This is a genomic window from Bradyrhizobium betae (assembly GCF_004123905.1).
Taxonomy (GTDB): Bacteria; Pseudomonadota; Alphaproteobacteria; order Rhizobiales; family Xanthobacteraceae; genus Bradyrhizobium; species Bradyrhizobium betae_A.
In genome coordinates, this window is record NZ_MZXW01000038.1 from 85090 (window position 1) to 108189 (window position 23100).

The 23100-nt window shown below is 58.7% G+C and carries 19 protein-coding genes and 2 pseudogenes; 13 read left to right on the forward strand and 8 right to left on the reverse strand.

Going from position 1 to position 23100, the window contains the following annotated elements:
- Nucleotides 1-23 precede the first annotated feature (23 nt).
- The 8 genes from B5V03_RS28950 to B5V03_RS28985 all read left to right on the forward strand — a co-directional run bounded on the left by B5V03_RS28950 (nt 24) and on the right by B5V03_RS28985 (nt 6563).
- Nucleotides 24-1013, forward strand: coding sequence for a hypothetical protein (locus B5V03_RS28950; RefSeq protein ID WP_129273803.1), 990 nt, complete (start codon nt 24-26; stop codon nt 1011-1013).
- 115 nt (nt 1014-1128) lie between these two features.
- The gene (locus B5V03_RS28955) at nt 1129-1713 is read left to right on the forward strand and encodes a hypothetical protein (RefSeq protein WP_129273805.1); all 585 of its coding nucleotides are present in this window, start codon (nt 1129-1131) and stop codon (nt 1711-1713) included.
- A 189-nt stretch (nt 1714-1902) separates the two neighbouring features.
- Nucleotides 1903-2178 (forward strand): His-Xaa-Ser repeat protein HxsA2, encoded by a 276-nt coding sequence (gene hxsA2, locus B5V03_RS28960; protein ID WP_129273807.1) that lies wholly within the window; start codon nt 1903-1905, stop codon nt 2176-2178.
- Nucleotides 2162-2509: a hypothetical protein gene (locus B5V03_RS28965; RefSeq protein ID WP_164988359.1), complete on the forward strand. Its 348-nt coding sequence runs from the start codon at nt 2162-2164 to the stop codon at nt 2507-2509. The genes hxsA2 and B5V03_RS28965 overlap by 17 nt, the downstream gene beginning before the upstream one ends.
- A gap of 17 nt (nt 2510-2526) precedes the next feature.
- Entirely contained in the window at nt 2527-3975 is a 1449-nt protein-coding gene (hxsB, locus tag B5V03_RS28970; RefSeq protein ID WP_129273811.1) for a His-Xaa-Ser system radical SAM maturase HxsB, read from the forward strand.
- Entirely contained in the window at nt 3972-5156 is a 1185-nt protein-coding gene (gene hxsC / locus B5V03_RS28975; RefSeq protein WP_129273813.1) for a His-Xaa-Ser system radical SAM maturase HxsC, read from the forward strand. The genes hxsB and hxsC overlap by 4 nt, the downstream gene beginning before the upstream one ends.
- Before the next feature lie 53 nt (nt 5157-5209).
- Nucleotides 5210-6181 carry a hypothetical protein gene (locus B5V03_RS28980; protein WP_129273815.1) on the forward strand — a complete coding sequence of 324 codons (972 nt, stop codon included), beginning with the start codon at nt 5210-5212 and terminating at the stop codon, nt 6179-6181.
- Between the two features lie 37 nt (nt 6182-6218).
- The gene (locus tag B5V03_RS28985; protein ID WP_129273817.1) at nt 6219-6563 is read left to right on the forward strand and encodes a KTSC domain-containing protein; all 345 of its coding nucleotides are present in this window, start codon (nt 6219-6221) and stop codon (nt 6561-6563) included.
- A 313-nt stretch (nt 6564-6876) separates the two neighbouring features.
- Here the strand turns inward: B5V03_RS28985 and B5V03_RS28990 are convergent, their stop codons facing one another.
- Nucleotides 6877-8328 carry a patatin-like phospholipase family protein gene (locus B5V03_RS28990; RefSeq protein WP_129273819.1) on the reverse strand — a complete coding sequence of 484 codons (1452 nt, stop codon included), beginning with the start codon at nt 8326-8328 and terminating at the stop codon, nt 6877-6879.
- A gap of 529 nt (nt 8329-8857) precedes the next feature.
- On the opposite strand from B5V03_RS28990, the pseudogene B5V03_RS28995 reads away from it, so the two are divergent.
- The 3 genes and pseudogenes from B5V03_RS28995 to B5V03_RS29005 all read left to right on the forward strand — a co-directional run.
- Nucleotides 8858-9262: pseudogene (locus B5V03_RS28995) on the forward strand (ArdC-like ssDNA-binding domain-containing protein); the annotation flags it as partial.
- Between the two features lie 14 nt (nt 9263-9276).
- Entirely contained in the window at nt 9277-9735 is a 459-nt protein-coding gene (locus tag B5V03_RS29000) for a hypothetical protein (protein WP_129273822.1), read from the forward strand.
- 334 nt (nt 9736-10069) lie between these two features.
- The gene (locus B5V03_RS29005) at nt 10070-11479 is read left to right on the forward strand and encodes a DUF2130 domain-containing protein (protein ID WP_129273823.1); all 1410 of its coding nucleotides are present in this window, start codon (nt 10070-10072) and stop codon (nt 11477-11479) included.
- A gap of 221 nt (nt 11480-11700) precedes the next feature.
- Here B5V03_RS29005 and B5V03_RS29010 read toward each other — a convergent pair whose 3' ends face one another.
- Nucleotides 11701-15483, reverse strand: coding sequence for a hypothetical protein (locus B5V03_RS29010; protein ID WP_129273824.1), 3783 nt, complete (start codon nt 15481-15483; stop codon nt 11701-11703).
- 142 nt (nt 15484-15625) lie between these two features.
- Nucleotides 15626-16438 (reverse strand): hypothetical protein, encoded by an 813-nt coding sequence (locus B5V03_RS29015; protein WP_129273825.1) that lies wholly within the window; start codon nt 16436-16438, stop codon nt 15626-15628.
- Between the two features lie 417 nt (nt 16439-16855).
- On the opposite strand from B5V03_RS29015, the pseudogene B5V03_RS29025 reads away from it, so the two are divergent.
- Nucleotides 16856-17230: pseudogene (locus tag B5V03_RS29025) on the forward strand (hypothetical protein).
- 111 nt (nt 17231-17341) lie between these two features.
- Here the strand turns inward: B5V03_RS29025 and B5V03_RS29030 are convergent.
- The 5 genes from B5V03_RS29030 to B5V03_RS29050 all read right to left on the reverse strand — a co-directional run bounded on the left by B5V03_RS29030 (nt 17342) and on the right by B5V03_RS29050 (nt 22212).
- Nucleotides 17342-17554, reverse strand: a complete 213-nt coding sequence (locus tag B5V03_RS29030) for a hypothetical protein (protein ID WP_129273826.1) — start codon at nt 17552-17554, stop codon at nt 17342-17344.
- A 43-nt stretch (nt 17555-17597) separates the two neighbouring features.
- Complete coding sequence (locus B5V03_RS29035) at nt 17598-19163, reverse strand: tripartite tricarboxylate transporter permease (RefSeq protein ID WP_129273827.1); 1566 nt, start codon at nt 19161-19163, stop codon at nt 17598-17600.
- Nucleotides 19164-19171: 8 nt separating this feature from the next.
- On the reverse strand, nt 19172-19714 hold the full coding sequence (locus tag B5V03_RS29040; protein ID WP_129273828.1) for a tripartite tricarboxylate transporter TctB family protein: 543 nt from the start codon (nt 19712-19714) through the stop codon (nt 19172-19174).
- 169 nt (nt 19715-19883) lie between these two features.
- Nucleotides 19884-20843 (reverse strand): Bug family tripartite tricarboxylate transporter substrate binding protein, encoded by a 960-nt coding sequence (locus B5V03_RS29045; protein WP_129273852.1) that lies wholly within the window; start codon nt 20841-20843, stop codon nt 19884-19886.
- Between the two features lie 160 nt (nt 20844-21003).
- A complete protein-coding gene (locus tag B5V03_RS29050) occupies nt 21004-22212 on the reverse strand; it encodes a pyridoxal-phosphate-dependent aminotransferase family protein (RefSeq protein WP_129273829.1) in 1209 nt (402 codons plus the stop codon).
- A 116-nt stretch (nt 22213-22328) separates the two neighbouring features.
- Here B5V03_RS29050 and B5V03_RS29055 point away from each other — a divergent pair, with 116 nt between their 5' ends.
- Nucleotides 22329-23090: a GntR family transcriptional regulator gene (locus B5V03_RS29055; protein WP_129273830.1), complete on the forward strand. Its 762-nt coding sequence runs from the start codon at nt 22329-22331 to the stop codon at nt 23088-23090.
- Nucleotides 23091-23100 lie beyond the last annotated feature (10 nt).

Genomic DNA, 23100 nt, shown 5'->3' on the forward strand with positions numbered 1-23100 from the left:
TCCCCTCCCACCCGGCGATTCTCATGCGGATCAAGGACCTGCCTGCCCCCGTCACCGCGGCCAAGGCCGATTGGCTCCCTGGCACACATTGGATCGGCTTTACGCCAAGGAATGGTTCAACAAACGCACGGGAGCAGCGCCGCGCCGCCATCAATGCGCAAATCAACGGCGGCTACATCATTGAGTATGTAACGCTCAAGTTCGATGACCCGAACCCCGGATACGAAACCGACGCCGGCTATCTTGCCGAAAAGGCGTCCCACAGCGAAGTCGCTGGTAAGTTCATCGCCGTACATCGCCTTCGAGCATCAGCGAGGTCTCTGAAGGCGATCCTCGGCGACCAGGAATATGAGGAGCTGCAAAATATGTGGGCCGATGGTGACAAGCGCTATCGCTGGTCGGTCGCATTCCCGATCATCGAAAGCTATGCGCTTGTACCGCACCGCTACGCCAACGCAGTTCTGTCGCCGGAGGCGATGGCGCGAGTTTTTGGGCATCCATCGGGGACGCTGCGACCTCTTAACGATGACGAACGAAGCCAGATCGCGGAACTGGAAATTGAGCCGCGGCCTACTGTCAATGCTTGGATTGGGATCGAGGACGAAGCGAAAATGGCCGAGCAAAGCCAAATCAACTCCGATACCGTCAAACTCATCAATGGCGATCTCGCTCTCGCAGCACTCGAAGGAATGAGCGAGGAGCAGAAGGCCAAGGTCCGCAGGCGTGCGGCGTGGCTTGCCGAGCGCTTTGTCCGACGGCGCGCTAAATCAGGACAGCTCGTTTGCGACAATTGCAATTTCGATCCGGCGGACAAGGCAGCCCACACCACCGTTACGGCGCGATCTTTGCTGGACGTTCATCACATGAACCCGCTCGAAGAAGGCATTCGCTACACGACCGAAGCCGACTTTTGCCTCGTCTGCCCAAACTGTCATCGTTTCATGCACCGGCTGGCGCGAACACTTACTGACCCGATGGAGAAGGCAAAGGCATTAAGGCCCGTGGAAAAGTAAGGTGGCGCGTCCAGCGAGCTGCGCTCACCAAGCCCCGCAGATTCCGAAACCGGGATGCTGCGTCTCGGCCATCCGATGAAGATACTCGCGCGCACAATGAGGCCGAGGTTATCTCATGGCGAAAACGAAACGGCGTGGCCGCCCAGAGCTATCTACATCCTATTATATTTTGCAGATCACGGATTGGGACTGGAGCTACCATTTTGGCGTCAATGCAGCTCGGCACGATGACCGGCGCTACAGCGACTACCGCCATCTGCTGGTTCGTGGGGAGGTTCTTCGTCCAAGCAAGCTCAGACAAAAGGCCGAAGCGGTCGAAGTGACTTTTCTTCCGGACGTCTCTCAGGCTGACCTGGAGCAACGTGGCGGGGAGCCCTCTCTTTCCGTCGGCTACTGGCAGGTTCACAATAAAATCCTGACCGGAGGAATATCAATGGCCACGGACGCGCTTGGCCTCGTCATGCAAATGTTGATTGCCGGCAGGTTCAAATCTGTCAGGCGCGTATCCGCAGCTATCATTTTGAAACCCAGCTCAATCCCGAGGACTACCCGGACGAATGAGATAGCTTTCGCCGTCTCGGCGCGCCCGGCTATGCCGGACCGGGCTGTCGCGCGCCGAGCCCGAAGAGGTCTCGTCCCTCTGGGCTTCCATCCCTCGCTCAAAACATTCCGATCTCTGCCTGTGAGCACTACCCGTTGAACCACCAGTTTTGATTTCACTGCCTGTGGCTCGAGTCCGGGGGCTGAAATGCAACAGGTTTGGGCGCAGGGCACTTCCCGTCCGGGTCAAAATATCCCGGTATCCAGTCAATAGAACGATGGACTCGGTGCCCTTGGAAGTTGTAAGGGTGGGTCATTCATTGAGCAATTTGGCTTCGGGGGATTCCATATGGCTGAGAAATCCAAAATTGTGCTTTCGCTTGGCGCTGCGCTCGCATCGCTCACCGGCATGTCAGTCCAGGGAGCTGATGCTGCAGTTGCTAACAATGTCAGCGCGTCGGCGACCGAAAACGCCGCTACCAAGCTTCAGCCGAATGCCCACTACCAGGTGGGTGAAGACCTGCTCGGATTCGTCATGACGAAGCAGGCTGACGGAACGATCGTCGCCCAGCATGCCTCGCACGCATCGCATGCTTCCCATGCGTCCCATGCTTCAAGCCGCTAAGGATCTCACGGCGTCTCCGGTCGGGATAGCTGTCGATTTTGATTCTGGCATTCAGAGCTTGCATGCTCTGGACGCAGCCGCTTACCGGCTCATCGGAACAGCAACCTGTCAGATAGACCGGGTGGAAGACCGTTATGTCTGCCACCTTACACCATCCGCCAGCCCACAAAAACGCGACGGCTTGAGTCCCGATGAACTCAAGGAACGGTTTCTGAACCTGGTCACCGACGAAAACTTACGGGCACGCGTCGCCGAGCGAACCGACGGGGTCCGCAATGTCATCCTTGCTCTCGCTTTCGGGTCCCTGGCAGCTCAACAAGATGCCGGTTAAATTCCAGCCGGAGTAACATGGCCCGCTTTCTGGCTCCCGAAGCTTTCAGCGCGGCGACCGAAGATCTTTCGTTGCTGCCATTCAACCTTGAGCGCACCGGGACAAATCAGTATCTCGTCGCCAACATGGTCGGCGATTTTATCCGCCTGACCGAGGATGAGCTGAACAGGCTGGTTGATCTCCGAATACGGCCTGGCGACGGCCTGTATGAAAAAGCCTATGCGGCTCATCTCATCACCGGTACCAACCAGACAGCGCAACGACAGCTTCTGGCGGCGCGGCTGAGAAGCCGGATGTCGTTCCTGCGGCAGGTTACCCCGCTGCACATCTTCGTCGTGACGCTGCGCTGCGAACACTCCTGCCCCTATTGCCAGGTCTCGCGCCAAAGCACCGATCGCTCGCGCTTCGATATGAGCGAGGAAACGGCGATGCGTGCGCTGGACATTGCCTTCGCCAGCCCGTCGGGTCGCATCAAGATCGAGTTTCAGGGTGGCGAGCCTCTCCTCAATTTTCCGATGATCAGAACGATTGTGGAGGCCGCGAAGGCGCGCTCAGGCAAAAAAGTCGACTTCGTCATCGCGTCGAACTTGGCGCTCCTGGACGACACCGTTCTCGACTTTTGCAAGGCGAACAACATCCTGCTTTCGACCTCCCTCGACGGCCCCGCTGATCTGCATAATAAGAACCGACCAAGACCCGGCGGAAACAGTCACAAATTGGCGGTCGCGGGGATTCGGGCTGCCCGTGAGGTTCTCGGTCCCGATAGGGTCGGGGCCTTGATGACGACGACGGAAGCGAGCCTCGATCGTGTCGACGAGATTATCGACCAATATCTTCAGCTAGGATTGGATGGGATATTCCTTCGCCCGCTGTCGCCGTTCGGCTTCGCGGTCAAGACAAAGCAATTCCAGAAATACGACGCTAACAAATGGCTGAACTTCTATGAGCGCGGGCTGCGCCGGGTTCTGGAAATCAACCGGCAAGGCACGCCATTCCGGGAGTTCTATGCCGCGTTGATCCTTACACGCATGCTGTCTGACAGGCCGATCGGCTACGTCGATCTGCGCAGCCCGGCCGGTGTCGGCCTGGGCGCGCTGGTCTACAACTATGATGGAAGCGTTTTCGCCTCCGACGAGGGCAGAATGCTTGCCGAGGCCGGCGATAACGCGTTCCGGCTCGGGCATGTAGACCACGACACCTACAAATCACTTGTCCTCTCCGACAAGCTCATCGATGCAGTTTCGTCGTCACTGACGCAATGCGCACCGGAATGCTCAACCTGCGTATATGAGAGCCACTGTGGCGCGGACCCCGTCTACCACCACGCGACGCAAGGTGACGCGTTGGGCATCAAACCATTGTCTGCGTTCTGTGCCCGGCAGAAGGGTATCATGGGCCTGCTCCTCGACATCCTGGAAAATTCGCCGAAAGACGCGGCGATCCTGCGGCGGTGGGCGAACGCATGACCCTTCCCCTGTATGGTACGGCCTCGCTCAGCACTGGATTTCAGACTGACAGGGCGCGCTCGGTTCTGAGACTGCAATCGGTCGATAGCAATTCGGAACGCCATGCGGCGGACTTCGCGCTTGTAAAGACTGGGGAAGAATTCGGCCGCGCGGTCGAAGCCAACTGGCCATCGATATTCATTGTTTCAGACGGTTCAATTCCGGGGCCTGTTTCCGAAGCGCTTGAATGCAGGGTCGTCACGGTTCCTCAGAAATACGACTATCTGAGAGATGGCGACGTTCTCGGGTTCGATCATTCGTCGAAGAAATTCCGGACGCTGTTTCGGAAGAACTCCGCCCATAACTCTCTGCTCGTCACGGAGCGGTGCAACAACTACTGCCTGATGTGCTCGCAGCCGCCGAAAGATGTAGATGATCGGTGGCTCCTCGATGAAATCAAGGAGAGCCTGGCGCTCATTGACCCGAACACGCACGCTCTGACCTTCACCGGTGGCGAGACGTTATCGGACTGGGAAGACTTCATCGAGGTTCTTAAGGAATGCCGCGACCGGCTTCCCAGGACGGCCGTTCAAGTGCTGACCAACGGCAGGGCCTTCGCAGACTCGCGGGTCGTGGACGCCTGGCGCGATATCGCGCACCCGAAGCTGATGGCGGCAATTCCGCTCTATGCTTCGGTCGATCATCTCCACGATCACGTCGTGCAGGCGAAGGGCGCTTTCGACGAAACCGTTCTGGGTATCCTAAAGCTCAAGGACCGGCGCCAGCGTGTTGAAATACGCGTTGTCCTTCACGCGTTGACCGCCCCGATGATCGCGGAGACGTGCCGGTGGATTGCCCGCAATCTGCCGTTCGTCGATCACGTCGCGTTGATGGGCCTCGAAAACACCGGTTTTGCCATTGCGAACGATGCCATGCTCTGGATTGATCCGGTCGATTACCGCGACGCTCTCGCCTTGGCCGTCGATCATCTGACCGCCGCCGGTGTCAACGTATCAGTCTATAATCTGCCGAAATGCGTTCTGGCGCGCTCGGTGTGGCCCCATGCGCTGCAGTCGATCTCGGACTGGAAAAACGGATTTGTCGACGAATGCAACCGATGCGACGAAAAACCTGACTGCAGCGGTTTCTTTACGACCGGACGTCCGCGCTTCAGCCGCGGCATACATGCCATCACTGCTTAGCTAATCCTTGAACTGTCCCGCGGCGACAGCCATCGATGATCAGGAGAACGAAGATGAAAAATCACAATGTTCTGCTTACCGCCGCGGCCATCATGTGCGTCAGCCTGAGTTTCGGCGCTTTCGCCAAGACCGCGAAGGAATGCACGGCGGAGTGGCGTGCCGACAAGGCCGGTATGCAGGCGCGTGGCACGACCGAGAAAGCGTACGTTGAACAATGCAAGGGTGGGGCGGAGCCAACGGCGGCGGCCCCCTCCGCCAAACCAGCAGAGGCGCCAGTAGCCGCCTCGCCGCCACCGCGGCAGGCATCGACCACGGGTTCAAAGACGGCAAAGGACTGTACCGCGGAGTGGCGTGCCGACAAGGCCGGTATGCAGGCGCGTGGCGTTACCGAAAGGGCCTATGTCGAGCAGTGTAAGACGGGGGCCGCTCCCGCCGCGTCGGCGCCGGAGGTAAAGCCGACTGCTGCCGCTCCGGCGCCTGCGGCACCCCCGCCGCTGGCCGGTACGTCGTCTTCGCAAAAGACCGCGGCGGCGTGCATTGCCGAATGGAGAGCCGACAAGGCGGGCATGCAAGCGCGGGGCGTCACCCAGAAGGCGTATGTTGAGCAGTGCAAGGCGGGCGGCGCCATGCCGAGCGCTGTGGCTCCCGAGCCGAAACCAACTGCCGCGACACCGCCTCCGGCTCCTGCACGGCCCGCTCCAACAGCCACGCAGGCGGCACCGGCTCCCGCACCGCAAAGATCCGCGCCCACAGTTACTGCCGCGCCCGCGCCACCTCCAGCTCCGATGCTGCAACCGTCAGCCTCAAGGGACGGACCAACCCTGGAAGCGGGGCAGTTTGCGGACGAAGCTTCGGCAAAGGGGCATTGCCCGACGGATACGGTGGTTTGGGTGAACTTGCCTTCGAAGGTCTATCACTTCGCCGGCACGAAAAGTTACGGGACCACAAAGCGCGGCGCCTACATGTGCGAGAAGGAAGCCATTGTAGCCGAAGACCGGGCCTCGAAGACCGAGAAGCATCCTTGAGCCGGACCTTAGAAGTTAAGTACAGGGGAGGCTGCGCATGCTGAGACTCATCTTCTTGATCACAGCCTCCCTTGCAGGTACCACTTGGGCGAGCGCGGAGACCATCGACGTAAAATATTACGGGAAGCTGGATCTCGCCCCGTTCGCCTGCACGGATATTACCCGGAGCAGTTTTATCGACCGCGCCTGCTACGACAAGGCGCAGCAGTTCATGGTCGTGCAGTTGAAGTCGGTTTACTATCCGTACTGCGAGCTGCCGGCGACGGCTTTCGAAGCCTTTGTGACCGCGCCTTCAATGGGGCAATACTACAACGCGAATATTAAAGGCACGGGCTCTGATGGTCCCTTTGACTGCCGTACGCATCGTGTGCCCAAGTATTAGAGCGCGCAACGAAATGCGATTGATGCGAGCTTGACGAAAGCCAGATAGTTCGCCGCAAGTTTGTTGAACGTCTCGCCGGGGGCACTCGCCGAGGTGGCCCGCCGTCATTCCATGCCGGCGTCGCTATCACTGCCACATCGTCGGGTGCCGCTGTTAACCGGTCTCGGCGTCCGCGGGTTCACTCCGCTGCGCTCCGTCTGACACGCTATATCTCTTGGGCGATGATCCTGACGGACATCGCATAAGCGGGGCCCGCGGCCCCCAAAACCAGCAAGCGACGCGAAACAAGCGCTCTTTGACGCCTCACGCTCGATTAAAGTCCCGTATTTCGCTTCATCCGCGCCCACCATGTCGGGAACACGAGCATCATTAACGAGATAGCCGTGTACCAAATGGCATGCTTCCAGGGATGCTCGCTCCCGACGGAATCGGTAATCAGAAGCGTCCAGAGCATCATCACAGACCACGACCATGCCGCGCTGCCTTCCTCTCCGGGCGGGGGACGAACATCTTTCGGTATATGGAAGTCAGCCGTCTCGCTCGTCCCTGCGTCGCTTCGTACAAACAAGTTCCGCAGGCTGCATGGAGGCATCGCGCGACGGAGAAGCTTGAGCGTTGTTAGTAATCCGTATTGGGGATTGTAGATCCGCTGCGGCGCGGCATTCTCCGCCTCTTGCCTTCGAAGCGATCGTGTTGTCACCCGATATCCATGCCGCCGGCACGCTTCGGTTCGTCGCCGGTTGAAATTAAGCGTGCCGGTAAGCAGCCCGCCAAGAGAGACAGATGGCGCTAGATTTATTATCTTAATCTGCTTGAGCCGTTCTTCCTGCAATCCAAACGCCTTGCCAAATTGCGGCGGGCCGTCGGCGAAGATCGCTTGCATCGTCACATTGCGGATATGCTCGGAAAAATCAACGAGAGCTGGTCGGAGGTTGATGACGTAAACCTCATCGATATCTTCCATGAGCAGCGGCAGTAATGGCGTGTTGTCAGCAACGCCGCCATCGACGAACGTCCTTCCGCGGATCACTACATGCGGAAGTATACCGAACGGCAGGGCTGCACTAGCGTAGGCAAATGCAGCCTTCAGTTCTTCCGGCGCCTTGTGAAGGGCGACGTAGTTGGCTTTGAACACGCCAGGTGTTGGCAACAAGAAATGTGGGGAGTTAGGAGATCGTTCCTCCGCGACGGTCACATAGGTCGGCATCCGTAGCTCTGACGAAAGAAAGCTGCTGATATGCGAAGCTAGCAACTTTCCCTCCATCAGGGTCGTTTGAATCTTGATGGGCAGTCGCACCATGGCGAGGACGGCGCCAGCATCTAAGGCGTCCCACAACGTTATGTGGGTCTCCATGGTGACAAGACCTGCTCTCAACAGGAGCATCCATGTTAGCGAAACCAACAGTCTCGTCTGAGCGACGAACGTGATGGTACTGACTATGAGTTCGCGTACGCGGCTGTCCCAGCTAATTACAGGCAATTCATTTGCGAACGCACAAAATCCAACAACCGGTATGAGGATCAGAGACACGATCCATAACCAGGTTGGCATCATGCCAAATAGCAAGAGCCACGCGAAAACTCCAATTAACAGTGAGAAGAAGATATCGCTAGCGTTGTTGGGCCGTCCCTCCGGTTCGACATTCTTGATGTAACTTGCAAACAACTTTCCCATGACGCAGAGAAATTTTATCAAGCGACGAAAACACCCTTCGGGTCGTCGACCAAAAAAGCCACCGTGGTCGATGTCTTTCCAGACCTTCACACCTTCATCGAGACGGCCCGTTGCGAAGATTATGGCGCATAAACCGTCCGCCTATGTTCCGGAGACGGCGGAAAACACAATGGTGTTGTCTCGAAAAGCCGGCATGCATCCAAGAGCAAATGCTCCTTTCGCCCCGCCGCCCTGAATGACCAATCCGCGCTTCGGTGGCTCAGCGCTCTCGATGACCATTCGGCAACATCCGCTCCGAGCGGCGGCCCCAGCGACCGCGCTGTGAAGCATATTGGTCGACTATCACCTATGTGAAAAGAACATTTCGCGCGCGCTGGCCTAAGAGTTGAGCACGATGGCCCACGGCTGAATTCATTTCCTCTCATTCGGGGCCTGCGGCCCCCAGGCCGTCAAGGCCATTGCAAGCGACGCGGGGCGTATCCCCGTTCTTCCGCGCAAGAGCTTGTTCAGAACGGGTGATCCCCCTCAACCGCGCGTCGGCCTCTGACGGCCAACCCCGCCGCTCATCGGCGCTCGCCTAGCTCCGGTTGCATGTGCAACCGCAAACTAGGAGAGAAAGATGAGGACCGATATTTATCAGAAGATCACCGATCAGATCGTGACTGAGTTGGAGAAAGGCGTCAGGCCGTGGCTCAAGCCGTGGAATGTCGAGCATGCGGCAGGTCGCATCACGCGCCCCCTACAAGGTAACGGGATTCCATACAAGGGAATAAATGTAATCGCGCTGTGGTCGGCAGCGATGGAGAAGGGTTACGCCGCGCCGGTCTGGATGACCTTCAAACAGGCGACCGAATTAAAGGCCAGCGTCCGCAAAGGCGAGCATGGCAGCCTTGTTGTCTATGCCGACAAGATCATCCGCACCGAGACCGACGCGAAAACGGGCGAGGATTCCGAACACGCCATTCCGTTCCTCAAGGGATATGCCGTCTTTAACGTCGAGCAGATCGACGGCTTGCCTGAGCATTTGTCACTTAACAGTTGGCGTCTATCTCGCCGACTGTAGATGCCGCAGACCTCCGGCTCGAGGATCTGCCTTCTAGCTCTCTTAAGACGTTTGAACAGCCCGAGGCGACGCCGGAGCTTATCGCCGACGTCAAATCCGCGTTGGCGGAAGCACACACCGCGGCCAAGGCCGCGGTCGACAGCTTTCTTCTCACGGCCCGATACGTAGACGGCGGCAAGTTTGTCGCGGATGTATGCGGGTGGGCCGATCTCGCTATTTACGATTCACAATCTTCCGTGGTCTCGGCGCTAATCGCAATGGGCGAGACGACAATCATTGGCGGTGTTGGATACCGTGTGTCCGATTTCGGAAGGCATGGGCGACAGAGAGACCAAGCGCTTTCCGTAGCCGAGGCAGGGGTCGAAGCCGCCAAGCAAGTTATGCAGAAGCGTTTTCCGGACGTCGGATTTGGCGTGCGGGCAATGTGGGACTGAGTTTACGGCTTCAATTTCGGCTCTGTTGATTGGAGTAGCCCCATCCCGGCCGGTTGGGCCGGCTGAATAGGCCCGCAGTGCGTGCCAGCAAGGGGCATCCACGCGAAGGCCAAAGAAGCGCTCGCGCGGAGTTTCCCGTGCCTGCGCCTGAAGCTGCAGGCCTTCACTGAAGAATCGGGGGATTTTCGCCTGAACATGCGCAAAACCGCAGCTTCTGGCTTGACCCTCCAAAAGAGCTTGTTCTAATTTTGTTCTCAAATGCGCGGGGGCGATTCTGTGTGCCCCGGAGCCAGCTTGTCAACGAAAACAGGAAACGCCCATCCGGGCAGAAACCATGCACGAGATCATCTGTCCCCACTGTGCCAAGGCCTTCAAGGTCGATGAATCCGGCTACGCCGATATTTTGAAGCAGGTCCGTGACGCCGATTTCGCAAAGCAACTGCACGAACGGCTGGAATTGGCTGAGCGCGATAAGCAGAGCGCTATCGAATTGGCCAAAGCCCAGGTCAGCGGCGATCTGCAAAAGACCGCGGCCGGAAAGGATGCCGAAATCCAGGAGTTGAAGTCCAAGCTGGAGGCGAGTGAAGTCTCTCAGAAGCAAGCTGTCACCGAAGCGCTCAGTGCCGTCGAGAAAGAGCGTGACACGCTCGCGAACGCGCTCGCGCAAGCGGAACGCGAGAAGAAGGCTGCCTCAGAGCTTGCTGAGGCGCTTCTGGCCAGCGAGCAGCACAAGATCACGGCGGCCAAGGAAAAAGAAATTCAGGAGCTGAAGGCTAAGCTCCACGCCGTCGAGCTGGAGAAGAAGCTCGCGGTGACCGAAGCCGTCGGTGCCATCGAAAAAGAGCGCGATGAGCTGAAGAACGGCATCAAGCAGGTCCAGCTTGAAAAGCAGCTCTCCGAGCAGTCGCTCAAGGACAAGTACGAAACCCAGATTAAGGATCGTGATGACGCGATCGAACGCCTCAAGGATATGAAGGCCCGTCTCTCGACCAAGATGGTGGGTGAGACCCTTGAACAGCACTGCGAGACCGAGTTCAACCGCGTGCGCTCGATGGCGTTTCCGCGGGCGTATTTCGAGAAAGACAACGACGCGCGGACCGGCAGCAAGGGCGATTACATCTTCCGCGATGCGGACGAAGCCGGCACCGAGCTCATCTCGATCATGTTCGAGATGAAGAACGAGAGCGACAAAACCGCGACGAAGAGCAAAAACGAGGATTTCCTCAAGGAGCTCGACCGCGATCGCACCGAGAAGGCCTGCGAGTACGCGATCCTGGTCTCATTGCTTGAACCGGATAATGAACTCTACAATACCGACATCGTCGACGTCTTTCACCGCTATCCGAAGATGTATGTCATCCGGCCGCAGTTCTTCCTGCCGATGATCACGCTGCTGCGGAATGCCTCTCTCAACTCCCTGAAGTACCGGACCGAGCTGGCGCTGGTTAAGGCGCAGAATATCGACATCACCCAGTTCGAAAACCAGCTGGAAACGTTCAAGAACGGATTCTTGAAGAACACTGATCTCGCTTCCAGGCACTTCCACACCGCAATCGCGGAGATCGATAAGTCCATCGATCACCTGCAGAAGACCAAGGATGCCTTGATCGGGGCTGACCGCAACCTGCGCCTTGCGAATGACAAGGCGCAGGACGTGACGATCAAGAAGCTGACCCGGGGCAACCCAACGATGGCGGCGAAATTTGCGGAGCTTAAGAACCTGCCCGCAGAAGCGGCTGAATAAGGCGACTTCCTCTGCTGGTCACGAAGAGGCCAGGTCGGCGGCGTGAAATCGTGCAATCGCATTCACGATTTTAAGATTCATCCCTGAAGGGACGCGCTTAGCCGCCAGGACTTGTTCAGGCTGCACGGCAGTTGATTTCAGAGCTTAAAGAGCCCGCTTAGTCTTTCGAATACCTGGTAGCCGTTGCGGGAGGCGATTCGAGCAATCGAGTCCCATGCCGCTTACCAACCGTCCGTCCACGGGACGTTCTGGATCCTGTCAAGCATAACGACTGTCGAATCCTTCGAGTATTCACCTGCAAGCTGCTGCATAGGCTGAGGGGAGTTCACGATCATCACGCCATGGACGGTCGGCTCCGTGTCTAACCCAAGCCGCTTGGCCAATTGAGTAGTATGTCGACGAATGTAGTCAACGCGCTGAAGGTGCCGAAGCAATTTGTCCGGTTTTCCATTCTTCATAACCTGACCGCGATATTCTGACACTCGGCTGGCCGCTTCACCCAAGGTGCGGCACATCTTGAGGTCCTTGGCTTCGCAGACCCAGACGCGCGTTCCTCCCGCCACGACTAGCACGTCGATATCGCCTAACCTCTTCAATTCATCCGTTGCCTTCTGATTCAGGCAAGCTGAAGGTTTGACGGAGGAAGTGGCCGTATATCCCAGAGACGAGATCTGCTGGGCCAGGGCTTCGTTGAACTCGATTCCGAGCCTTGCACCTGTGGTGCCCGAATACGCCCTCATTTCAGGGCTGGTCCAAAACTCGTTTTGCAGAAGGCCGTGGGCCGCTCCGCTAACATTGTGCGCGAGTGCCCGCTCTATCAATCCCGGCGCCACCGCCAAGAGCGGATCGGGGTCGCTGGACAGCGAGACGATCGGGCGTCCGATCAAGGAAAAGCGGCGGTCGAACTTGGAGAGATCGAAATCCCTCGGCGTGCAGCCGCTTGGGATCTCGCGCCAATTCGCGCGGTAGGGGAGAATGAGGCGATCAATGAGCGGTTCGAAATCGAGACCCGACAGGGCGTCAAACTGTCGAAGCGCCGTCACGAACTCCAACCTCCTCAGGATCATGACGCCTTGGCCCTTTTGCCGTGCCAGTGTAGCCGTGACCGCTGCCAGCTCCCGAAACGTCTCAACGGGGACGCGGTATTCGGCCTGGAGGGCCGGTATGAAGTCAGCATCCGGGTCCTTTCCCGGACGCTCTGGTTCGAACCGCCGGACATACTCGTCGCTCGATGCGGAACGTTCGCGCGCATGACGCAATTCGGCGTTACGTGCAATTGCGGCTTCGTGGAAGTCGTGTTGAAACAGCATGTCGCCGGTCGGGCTTATATGGATCGCAGGCTCGATCCGGTCGGCAAGGAAGGCAGGATAGTTGTCGGCGGTCTGGAAGACTTGGAGCGCCCGCGCCTGCAATTCCTCGATATCCATTGTTCCGGCGGGCCTACCGCCTTCCGGTCGTGCTTCAACAGCCGCAATTTCGACCAGCATAGAATTGGCGCGCAACACACCATTTGCCGCCATCACGTGATCCAGGCTCAATTCGAAATCGCGCTCCACGCCATGGATGGCCCTGAGGGCTCTGGCGGAACGACGCCAGTGTCCTTCTTCGGCCATCGCAGATTGAAGGCCATCAAGCAGAGACACAATGAGGGGCTGCCTATCGTAGGTGCCAACATCGGCCAGTAATCGCGCCTGACAATCATCCACCACCTGACGAATCAGAGATAGGCATTGCTCCTTCCCCTCAATGCGCACGCCCTCGCTGCGAGGATGCACCCGCCAGGTGGAGCCACATTTTGCCAAAGCAGCGGCCGAAGTTGGAATTTTGGAGAAGCTCGATAGGAGCCCGGCAGAAACGAGGTAATCGATCGGCCGTTGCACAAGGAAGGCGTGGCGGTGTCGAAAATCGGTGGACCCCACCGAAGCCAAGACGAGTTGCTGAATATCCTCGGGCGATCGCTCGATTCCGAAAATCCCGCATGCGCCGCGTAAGAGGCTTACTGCCATTGCGCGTTCTGCGTAGTTATCGGCGCGGTAGAATCCGGCGAACCATTTTGGCTTCAAATGGATGGAGACGTTTTTTCGGGACGAATCGGCCGCTACGATCAGCGCATCATCAATTTCGCGGTCGGATGGAGCAGGGTTCGTCCGGAAATCGTAACCCTCCGGAAATCCATCGGCGGTGACATCGAAGCCGATGGTATCGACGATGTCCCTGACTTTCACAGTGGCAAGGAACTTTGGCAGGACTTGGCCAGCCCAGATGAGGACCGTCCGCCACGTTTCGAATGCGTCGCGATTTACCTGATCATCGGCGGCTCGAAGCCTTATCCACCACTTGGAGCCCTGATCGGCAACCACACCCGCCAAGACTGCCCGCTGAGCATCATCCAAAGAACCGTAGACGTGCTGAAGAGCCTGATACTGCTCTCCCCTCTCCAGGCGGGCGACCATGTGCCAGCGACCTTGCTCGTCCTGCACGACCCGCCTGCCGAAAGCGTTTAACGCCTCCTTCCTGGCATCCAGCAGGAGATTGGTGTCGAAATTGATCGAAAGAGGAGGGGCTGCGTCGATCTCGTGTGGAGGAACCAACGCATGATCGGACGTTCGCCACCAATTGAAAAGGTTCAAGAGCCCGTTCGTGGCAAAGAAGTGAAAGCCCTGTTCACCGACGAGCGAGACTTGTTTCTGTAATCGCCAGATATCGCTGAGTTTTCCATCCTCGCAGATGGTGATAGTCGACATATCGGCGGGCTCGACCGCGGTGAATGTCCAGTCAGCAAGCTCGTTTTCGGATAAATATTCGAAGCTGCGGCCTGCGCCCCATCCACCGCATAGCCAGAGAGTCATTCCCTCGGCAAAATTGGGATTTGCTGCCGCCTTGGCTCTGGCACTCTGCATCGAGCCGATGATGGTATCCACCAGCTGCTGGCTGCTGGGCGTGCTTGAGCCAAAGGCTCGACCAGGCCAACTCGCGAAGCCGTCGACGGAGAGGATCACATGCAGGAAGCGTCCTGCGGAAAGTTCAACCAGCGTCTCACTGTAAAGCTGGTCATCGCACAGGCTTGCGCGAGCTGTTGGTATGGGACGAAAGCCGCTGTGACTGAGCAGTCTCGCGTTGGCCTCAAGCAACTTCAAGTGCAAGAACGAGCCCAGGTCATACGTCACAGCCGTGCTAATTAGAATCGCACGGACGGCTGTGGAGATATTGGCCGGGGCGCCAACGATCAGCCCATTTCTTACTTTGAAAAGAGGTCTGAACTCCAAAGGCGAGGAACCTGGCTCTGTTGGACCGACCATGGGCCAATAGGAAGGTGCTAAGAAAAAGGGCTCCAAATCTTCAGCTGAGATTCCAAGTTTGTGCAATTCTGCGTCGGTAAATCGCACCCGCGCTGCCAACGTTGCAAGCCGGGTATCAGATGGCACTGCGATATCGCCGTTCGGACACCCCGCACCGATCGTACCGGCCTCTATTCCGGCGCGGCGGACCAACTCTGTGCTCAACTTCAGAAGCGCAAAAGCGTGGCGCAATGACTTTGCTTTAGGTTCGCCGTTGGGCAGCCGGCGAAACGCATCCAGAATCATCTCCGTATGGATTGACGCCTTTTCCCATCCTCCTGAAAAAAGGAGGAATTCGCCTTCCCGGGTTAACAGCAACTCCACGAAGAAGTCTTCGATCGGATCTTCAAGCCTAGCAACTCGCGCCTGGGTGAGCTGAGAATTTAACAGTTCGGCAAGATCGCTCTGCCTCGGTCTCCGCGATCCACGAGCCGAGGAGAGGACAATACGAAGGGCATAGTCGAATCGAACCTGGTGAGCCTGAAAACGTGAATCGGTGGCCAAGCCAGCAATGATAGCAACGGCCTTTAGCGTATCTAGGCCCGGCACCAAATCCATCATGTGGGGCGCCAGCGCCAGCGCCTCGTCGGGCGTGCCTGGCGGTGCCATTCGCGCCAGCAGCTCTTCGATGTTCGGAAATTCTGGTGGAATGTCGGAATCGCTCATCTGCTTAGAAGCCTACAGGGTCGGCGTTAGAGAGCAAGCTTTGCTGGTTTCTCGCCAACTAACTTTGATCACACTTGGGTCGACGACGAAGACGTGCAATCGCATATACGATTTTAAGCTTCATCCGTCCCAGGAACGGCGCTTAACCGAAGATGTGGCCAAGCCAAGCAAGGATTGCCGCGCCGGCAGCTGCCGCCAGAGTCGCAATCACGTTGTCTTTCACTTTCGCGACGTACTGCACAAGCAACGGCTTTAGAAGCTCAGCCAGGGCGGCGATGCGCACACGGGCGGCCTGCAACAGCCGCCTCGCGGCGGATACTTCCGCGACGAACTGGTCTTTCTCCTCCGGTTCGCCCAGAAAGTCATTGGTCGACTTCAGGCCATGCTCAAGAGTGTCGAGCGCTTCTTCGGTCTCGCGATAGCCCGCACTGTTATGGTCGATCCGGACAACGCGATCTGAAGCCGGAGCTTCGTCAGGGCTGTTCGAGTGGGTATTGGCGATACTTACGACCGAATCACTCTTAATCCGCTGGTCACCCGCCATGCCGTGCGCGAAATCATCCAGCACCCGATCACGCCGTTCCTGGAGGGCGATCTTGATGTTGTTCAGTTCGCGCGCCACCGTTGCTTCAGCTATGCCGGTGCCAGGACCACAGATCACTAGCTTGCCATAGATCAGCTCGACAAGCCGATTGGCGAAATAAGCGACCGCTTGCGAAGTCTCTCCGTCAACCGAATCCAGAAGGTTGAGGGCGAAGCTGGCGGCGCTGACGAACTCCTCATTGAGGATCCGCAGCGCCTCGGTCTTGAACCCGATCAACGTATGGCCGCTGGCGAGTCGTCCCACGGCCGCATTCTGCCGCATCAAAGTTTCGAAGGCGGCGGCGGCGTTGTCCGCTGCATCATAGGCGCGTTGATTGAGGCTCCGGCCTAGGTAGGCTCGTTTGTCCGTCATGCGTCCCCCAGAACTAGCAGCCTGCGCAGATCGGCGCCGCATCACATACGATCGTCACGATATGCATTTCGGATCAGAGTCGCCAGATCAGCGTCAGCTCTGCGATGCCATTAATTGAGACCTCGGAGCGCTCGATGGCGTCCTTGTTGTAGACGATGACAGCCGGTTCGAGCGTGAACCCGAAGATTTCGTCCCGCCAAATGGCCCAGTCCGGCAGCCCGCGGGCTGTGATCGCGGCCTTCTAGACGTGTCCGTCATTGTCAAGCTTGACCTGGAGGTCCATCGCCGAGCTGATCAGAAGGTCCGCGGCGGGCTTGTCATCCGCTGCGGTCAGGGCCTCCTGATACAGCGGGACGGTCTCATAGAGGCGATAGCGTCGAGGAAGTAAGTTCGCGGAAGCTGGGTACGGTTAGGGCAGTGAACTTCCAGGTGACGGTTCTCAAGGTGCCGGTCAGCTATCCAGACCGCTTCGCCGCCATGGCGGACCTCAAGCGCGACACGGCTATCCTGGCGACCAGCGGACGGGACTAGGCCGATCGCACGAAGCGATTGGCGGCCCGCGTCCCCCACCTGGATATCTTCTCCCAACGTCTCATCGAGCGGATGAACGGCGGCTGGCGTATCGCCGACAAGGGACGCTCGGTTCTCGCGACCATGGAGCCACGTCCCATTGGCGCGGTCGAGGAGCCGACGCAGGCCACTCCATCACCGATGCCTTCAGTTCGGCGCAAGCGCGACCGAAAGCGCCGCCAACGGGAGACTCTACGGCGAAGACAGGCGAGCGCGTCGTAAGGAAGGTCCGAAGCGTAACATATTGATTTTTATCAACTTTCTTGATTCGCATAACCTTCATTATGGAATATATTCCTAGCTTCGTGGCGGCTGACCTACCCTGCGATGCGGTCAAGCGCGTTGTCGAGGAGATCGACGCTTTTCGACGCTTTTCAATTTCCCCAGGCGACGATCGGCCGCCAGCTCCGTAATGGGCGCGTGATTGAAAGCCAGTTTATCAGTGTTGTTGAACTTCGAGTGGGCGAAGGGAATCGAACCCTCGTCATGCACACCTTCGGCATACGGTGCTTGTGGAAAGGCGGTCTTCGTACGGCTGATGTGCATTTGACATCATCGGGAGCGTCATCATGATTGAAAACGCAATCGATTATTCTGTTGATGATTGCCTAGGTACACGACTCACTTTGACCGGGCCGATTATCTGCGCCCTCGCCGGTCGCAACACTTGGCCTATGCCGGTGAACACCTTATCGATCACCGGCCAGAACAGCAGCGTAATGGCCAGCGTGGTGATCGCGCCGACCAGGCCGTTGGACCAGAATATGCCGACGCTGCCGCCGGAACCAATCATGGCCAGGCGGAACGCATCCTCGGCGCGGCTGCCGAGCACCAGCGCCAGCGTGAACGGCGCCAGCGGAATGCCGATCTTCTTGAAGACATAACCGGCGACGCCAAAGCCAAGCATCAGCCAGATGTCGAACATCGCGTTCTGGATCGCGTAGGCGCCGATCGCGCAGGACACCACGATCATCGGCGCCACCGCCGCGAATGGGACGCGCAGGATGGAGGCGAAGATCGGCACTGTCGTGAGCACCAGCACGAGGCCGACGACATTGCCGAGATACATCGAGGCAATCAGGCCCCAAACAAAGTCCTTGTGCTCGACGAACAGCAGCGGCCCCGGATTGAGGCCCCACACCATCAACCCGCCGAGCAGGATCGCCGCGGTGCCGGAGCCGGGAATGCCGAGCGCGAGCATCGGCAGCAGCGCCGCGGTGCCCGAGGCGTGTGCCGCAGTTTCCGGCGCGAATACGCCCTCGATGCGACCCTTGCCGAAGCTTTCCGGATCCTTGGAGAAGCGCTTCGCGAGGTTGTAGCCCATGAACGAAGCGGCGATCGCGCCGCCCGGCGTAATGCCGAGCCAGCAGCCGATGAAGGACGAGCGCAGCAGCGTCGCCCAGTATTTCGGAAGGTCCTTCCAGACACTCAGCACCACACGCAGGCTGATCTTGGCAGCGTGGCCTCGCAGCGCGAGGCGCTCTTCCATGGTGAGCAGGATTTCGCTTATGCCGAACAGGCCGATCACCGCGACGAGGAAGTTGATGCCGCGCAAAAGGTCGGTGGAGCCGAAGGTCATACGCAGCGTGCCAGACACGGTATCCATGCCAACGCCGGCGATCAGGAGGCCGAGCGCCATCGAGATGACCGTCTTGTGTTTGGCTTCGCGCCCGAGGCCGACGAAGGAGCAGAAGGTCAACAGATAGACCGCGAAGAATTCCGGCGGACCGAATTTCAGTGCAAACGACGAAATGGTCGGGGACAGAAAGGTGATCAGGAGCACCGCCACCAGCGAGCCGATGAAAGACGAAGTGAATGCCGCGGTCAGCGCCTCGGCAGCCTTGCCCTGCTGTGCCATCGGATAGCCGTCGAAGGTGGTGGCCACCGACCAGGCTTCGCCGGGGATATTGAACAGGATCGAGGTGATGGCACCGCCGAACAGCGCGCCCCAATAGATGCAGGACAGCATCACGATGGCCGAGGTCGGATCCATTGCGAAGGTCAGCGGCAGCAGAATGGCGACGCCGTTCGGACCGCCGAGGCCCGGCAGCACGCCGACGAAAATCCCGAGCACCAGCCCGACCATCATGAGGAGAAGGATTTTCCAGGTCATCAGGACGGCAAAGCCGTGCAGCAGTAGACCGAAGGCTTCCATGACGAGTCCTAATATCCGAAGGCCGCTTCGAGCGGCCCCTTCGGCATGATGACGTCGAACGCGAGATCGAAGGTTACGAACATGATGGCGGTAAAGAGGAAAGCGGTGAGTAGCGACTTCCAGAGCGCAATCTTGCCGACCAGGCGCATGAAGCCGGCGATTAACACGAAGCTTGCGACATAGATGCCGAGATACTGCATGGCCAGACAGAACAGCGCTGTCGGCACGAACACTAGCAGGACGCGGCGCAGCTGCGCGCGGCTGACGAAGGTCTCGGCCGCAGCGCCATGCGCCACCAACGTCGTGACCAGACCATAGAGGCTGGCGCCGCCGAGAATGACCGAAAGATAAAACGGGAAATAGCCGGGCTGCGGCCCGGTAGAGTCCCAGGCGATGCCGGTGCGCCAGTTGTCGTAACCCAGCACTACGGCCAGCGCGAGCAGCAGCAGCGAGACCGCGATCTCGATGGTGCGGGTATCGACCACCGAAGGCGAGTCGGCCTCCGGCGCGGTAGGATCTTCGACAACGATTTCGAGATCAGAGCTGGTCATGGATTTTCAATCGAAGGGACGAAGGAAAGCACAAGCTGCGAAAAGAGAGGCTCGCGAAGCCATCGTTCGGCATTTGCCGGGGGACGTGGATAATCCAGCGAGCTCCCCCTCCGCGGCGGGCTGGATTATTGCTTGCGTTGCTTTTCTGAGGCGTCATGGCTGCGATCAGTTAGTTCGCCACAAACCCTGCTTCCGTCATCAGCGACCTGTTGAGCGCGTCGTCCTCTCCGAGGAACTTCAGCATCTCCGGTCCCTTCAGGAAGACCGGCTTCAGCGCCTGCTTCTCCATGTAGTCCTTGTATTCCGGCGTCTGGGTCACCTTCTGAAACAGATCGACATAGAACGCCTGCTGCTCCGGCGTCACCTTACCGGGCAGGAACATCGCGCGCAGCATCAGATACTGCACATCGATGCCCTCTTCCTTGCAGGTCGGAATATCGTTCCACGACTGCGTCTCGGTGACCTTCGTCGTGTAGGAGATCCGTTCCTTGTCGAACACGCAGAGTGCGCGGACCTGCCCGGCGCGCCAGACTTCGAGGTTTTCACTTGGGTTGTTGACGTTGGCTTCGGTGTGGTTGCCGACCAGCTGCGTCGCCGCCTCGCCGCCGGATTTATACGGCAAATAGGAAAACTTCGCGCCGGTCTTCTTTTCCATGAACACCGTGAGCACGTGATCCTCACGCTTCGAACCGGTGCCGCCCATCTTTAACGGCGACGATGCCGCCTTCGCGGCGGCGATGAATTCCTTCACCGTCTTCGGGCCGCCGGCATTGTCCCACAACACGAACTGGTCCATCGCGACGACCGCCACCGGCGTCAGGTCGCGCCAGTTGAACGGGATCTTCGCCGACAGCGGCAGCATGTAGATCAGCGAGTAGGCGATCAGGACCTTGTTGGGATCGCCGTCGCTGGATTTCATGTACATCAGCGCTTCAGCGCCCGACGCGCCGCCCTTCAGCGACACCACCATCGGCTGCTTCATCAGATTATTTTTCTGAATCGCGGCCTGCATCATCCGCGCCATCTGGTCGGAAGCGCCTCCGGCTCCTGCGGCGACCACGATCTCGACCGGTTTGGTGGGCTCCCAGGCCATCGCCGTCGCGCTTGTCGCAGCGAAGGCCAGCCCCATGACAAATCCGCCTAACACCTTGCCCATCTGCTTCATCCCTTTCGTTTCCGGTCGGCGTTGACGCCTGATGTTTTTCTCAGTTCGATCGACACGTCGCTGGCGACCATGCACCGGGATCTCATTGTCTCCGGCACAACCGAATTTCGGTTGGCCAGCCGTGTCAGATATCGACGACCTTGAGGTGCATGGGAGCATTGGCTTCCACGGGTCCCTCAAGATAAGCCATTGCCGCGGCGACGCCGCCCGCCCGGTGCGGCACACCCGCTGCGGACAGACCCAACTCGACGCCCGACAGCGCGCCCAGCAACGTGAGTTCATTGCATTCGCCGAGATGACCGATGCGGAAGACCTTGCCGACCAGCTTTGACAACCCGGCACCGAGCGACATATTATAGTTGTCGAGCACGATGCGTCGAAACTGATCGGCATCGTGTCCGGGCGGCATCAGGACCGCGGTCAGCACCGGAGAGTATTCCGCAGGTTCGAGACAGAGAACTTCCAGGCCCCAATGCTTCACGGCCGCACGCGTCGCCGCGGCGAGACGCTGGTGACGCGAGAACACCGCATCCAGCCCCTCTTCCAACAACATGGCGATGGCTTCGCGAAGCCCGTAGAGCAGGTTCGTCGCCGGCGTGTAAGGGAAGAAGCCGCCAGCATTGGGCTTCAGCATTTCTTCCCAATCCCAGTACGAACGCGGCATCTTGTTGGTTTTCCCCGCAGCGCGCGCCTTTTCAGAGATCGCATTGAAGCCGAGCCCTGGTGGCAGCATGAACCCCTTCTGCGAACAACTGACGGTGACGTCCACGCCCCATTCATCGTGGCGGTAGTCAACGGATCCCAGCGAGGAGATCGTGTCGACCAGCAACAAAGCGGGATGTTTCGCCTCGTCGATCGCGGCGCGGATATCGCTGATCCGACTGGTGACCCCGGTCGATGTCTCGTTATGAACGACCATGACGGCCTTGATCTCGTGGCCGGTATCCTGCGCGAGTTTTGCACCGACCTCCCCCGGACTGGCGCCATGACGCCAGTCACCCGGCAGGAAATCGACCTCGATCCCCCACCGGGCCACCATCTGGCGCCAAAGTGTCGCAAAGTGGCCCGTCTCGACCATCAATACCTTGTCGCCGGGCGACAATGTATTGACGATGCAAGCTTCCCAGGCGCCGGTGCCGGACGACGGGAAGATGATGACCGGACCGGCGGTCTTGAAAACCTTCTGGCTCCCCTGCAGCACGGCCCTGCCCAATTCGGCGAATTCGGCGCTGCGGTGATCTATTACCGGCATGTCCATGGCGCGCAGCACGCGATCGGGGACCGGACTGGGGCCGGGTATCTGCAAGAAATGGCGGCCCTGATGCCGTGTCATAACGCGTTCCCTGATTGCAAGTAAAACAGACCATCAATATTGCATTCAATTTTTGATTCAGCAAATTAAAAAATGCGTTCATCGACGCCCGTGCCATTTTGGATTAAGCTTTGGCCATGAAAACCATGATTCCGATCGATCCGGCCTCGACGCAGGCTGTAACTAGCCTTGGGAGAGAGCAGCCTCGTGACGAACTTTCGCTTCACGGCGAAACGCTTGCCCGGCTCCGGGACTACATCGTGGAAGGCAACATCCCGGACGGCGGACGCATTCCGGAACGCCAACTCTGCGAAATGTTCGGCATCTCCCGCACGCCGCTGCGCGAAGCACTAAAAGTGCTGGCTTCGGAGGGCCTTGTCGATTTGCTGCCGAACCGCGGCGCGCGGGTTCGCCAACTGAGCGAGCAGGATCTGCGGGAACTGTTCGACGTGATGGGCGGACTAGAAGCCCTCGCCGGCCGACTCGCCTGCGAAAATATTACGGACCATGAGATCGCCGATATCGAACGCCTGCATTACGAAATGTACGGTTACTACCTGCATCGCGACATGCCCGGCTATTTTCGGGTCAACCAACTAATCCACCAGAAGATCGTCGAGGCGTCACGCAATGCGACGCTGTTGGCGACCTACGGCAGTTTTGCCGGTCGGATTCGCCGGATCCGTTACTCCGCCAACTTCGCCCGCAAGCGTGAGCGCTGGGGCGAGGCTATGCGCGAGCACGAGACCATCCTGGACGCCCTGCGCCGACGAGCCGGCGACGAACTCAGCGACATTCTGTTCAGACATCTGCGCCAAAAGCGGGCGGCTGCCGTCGAACACCTCAGCGAGGGCGCTGCCGCCACCGGCGCGCCCACGAGCACATCGTCGACGCCCTGAGGCGACGCGC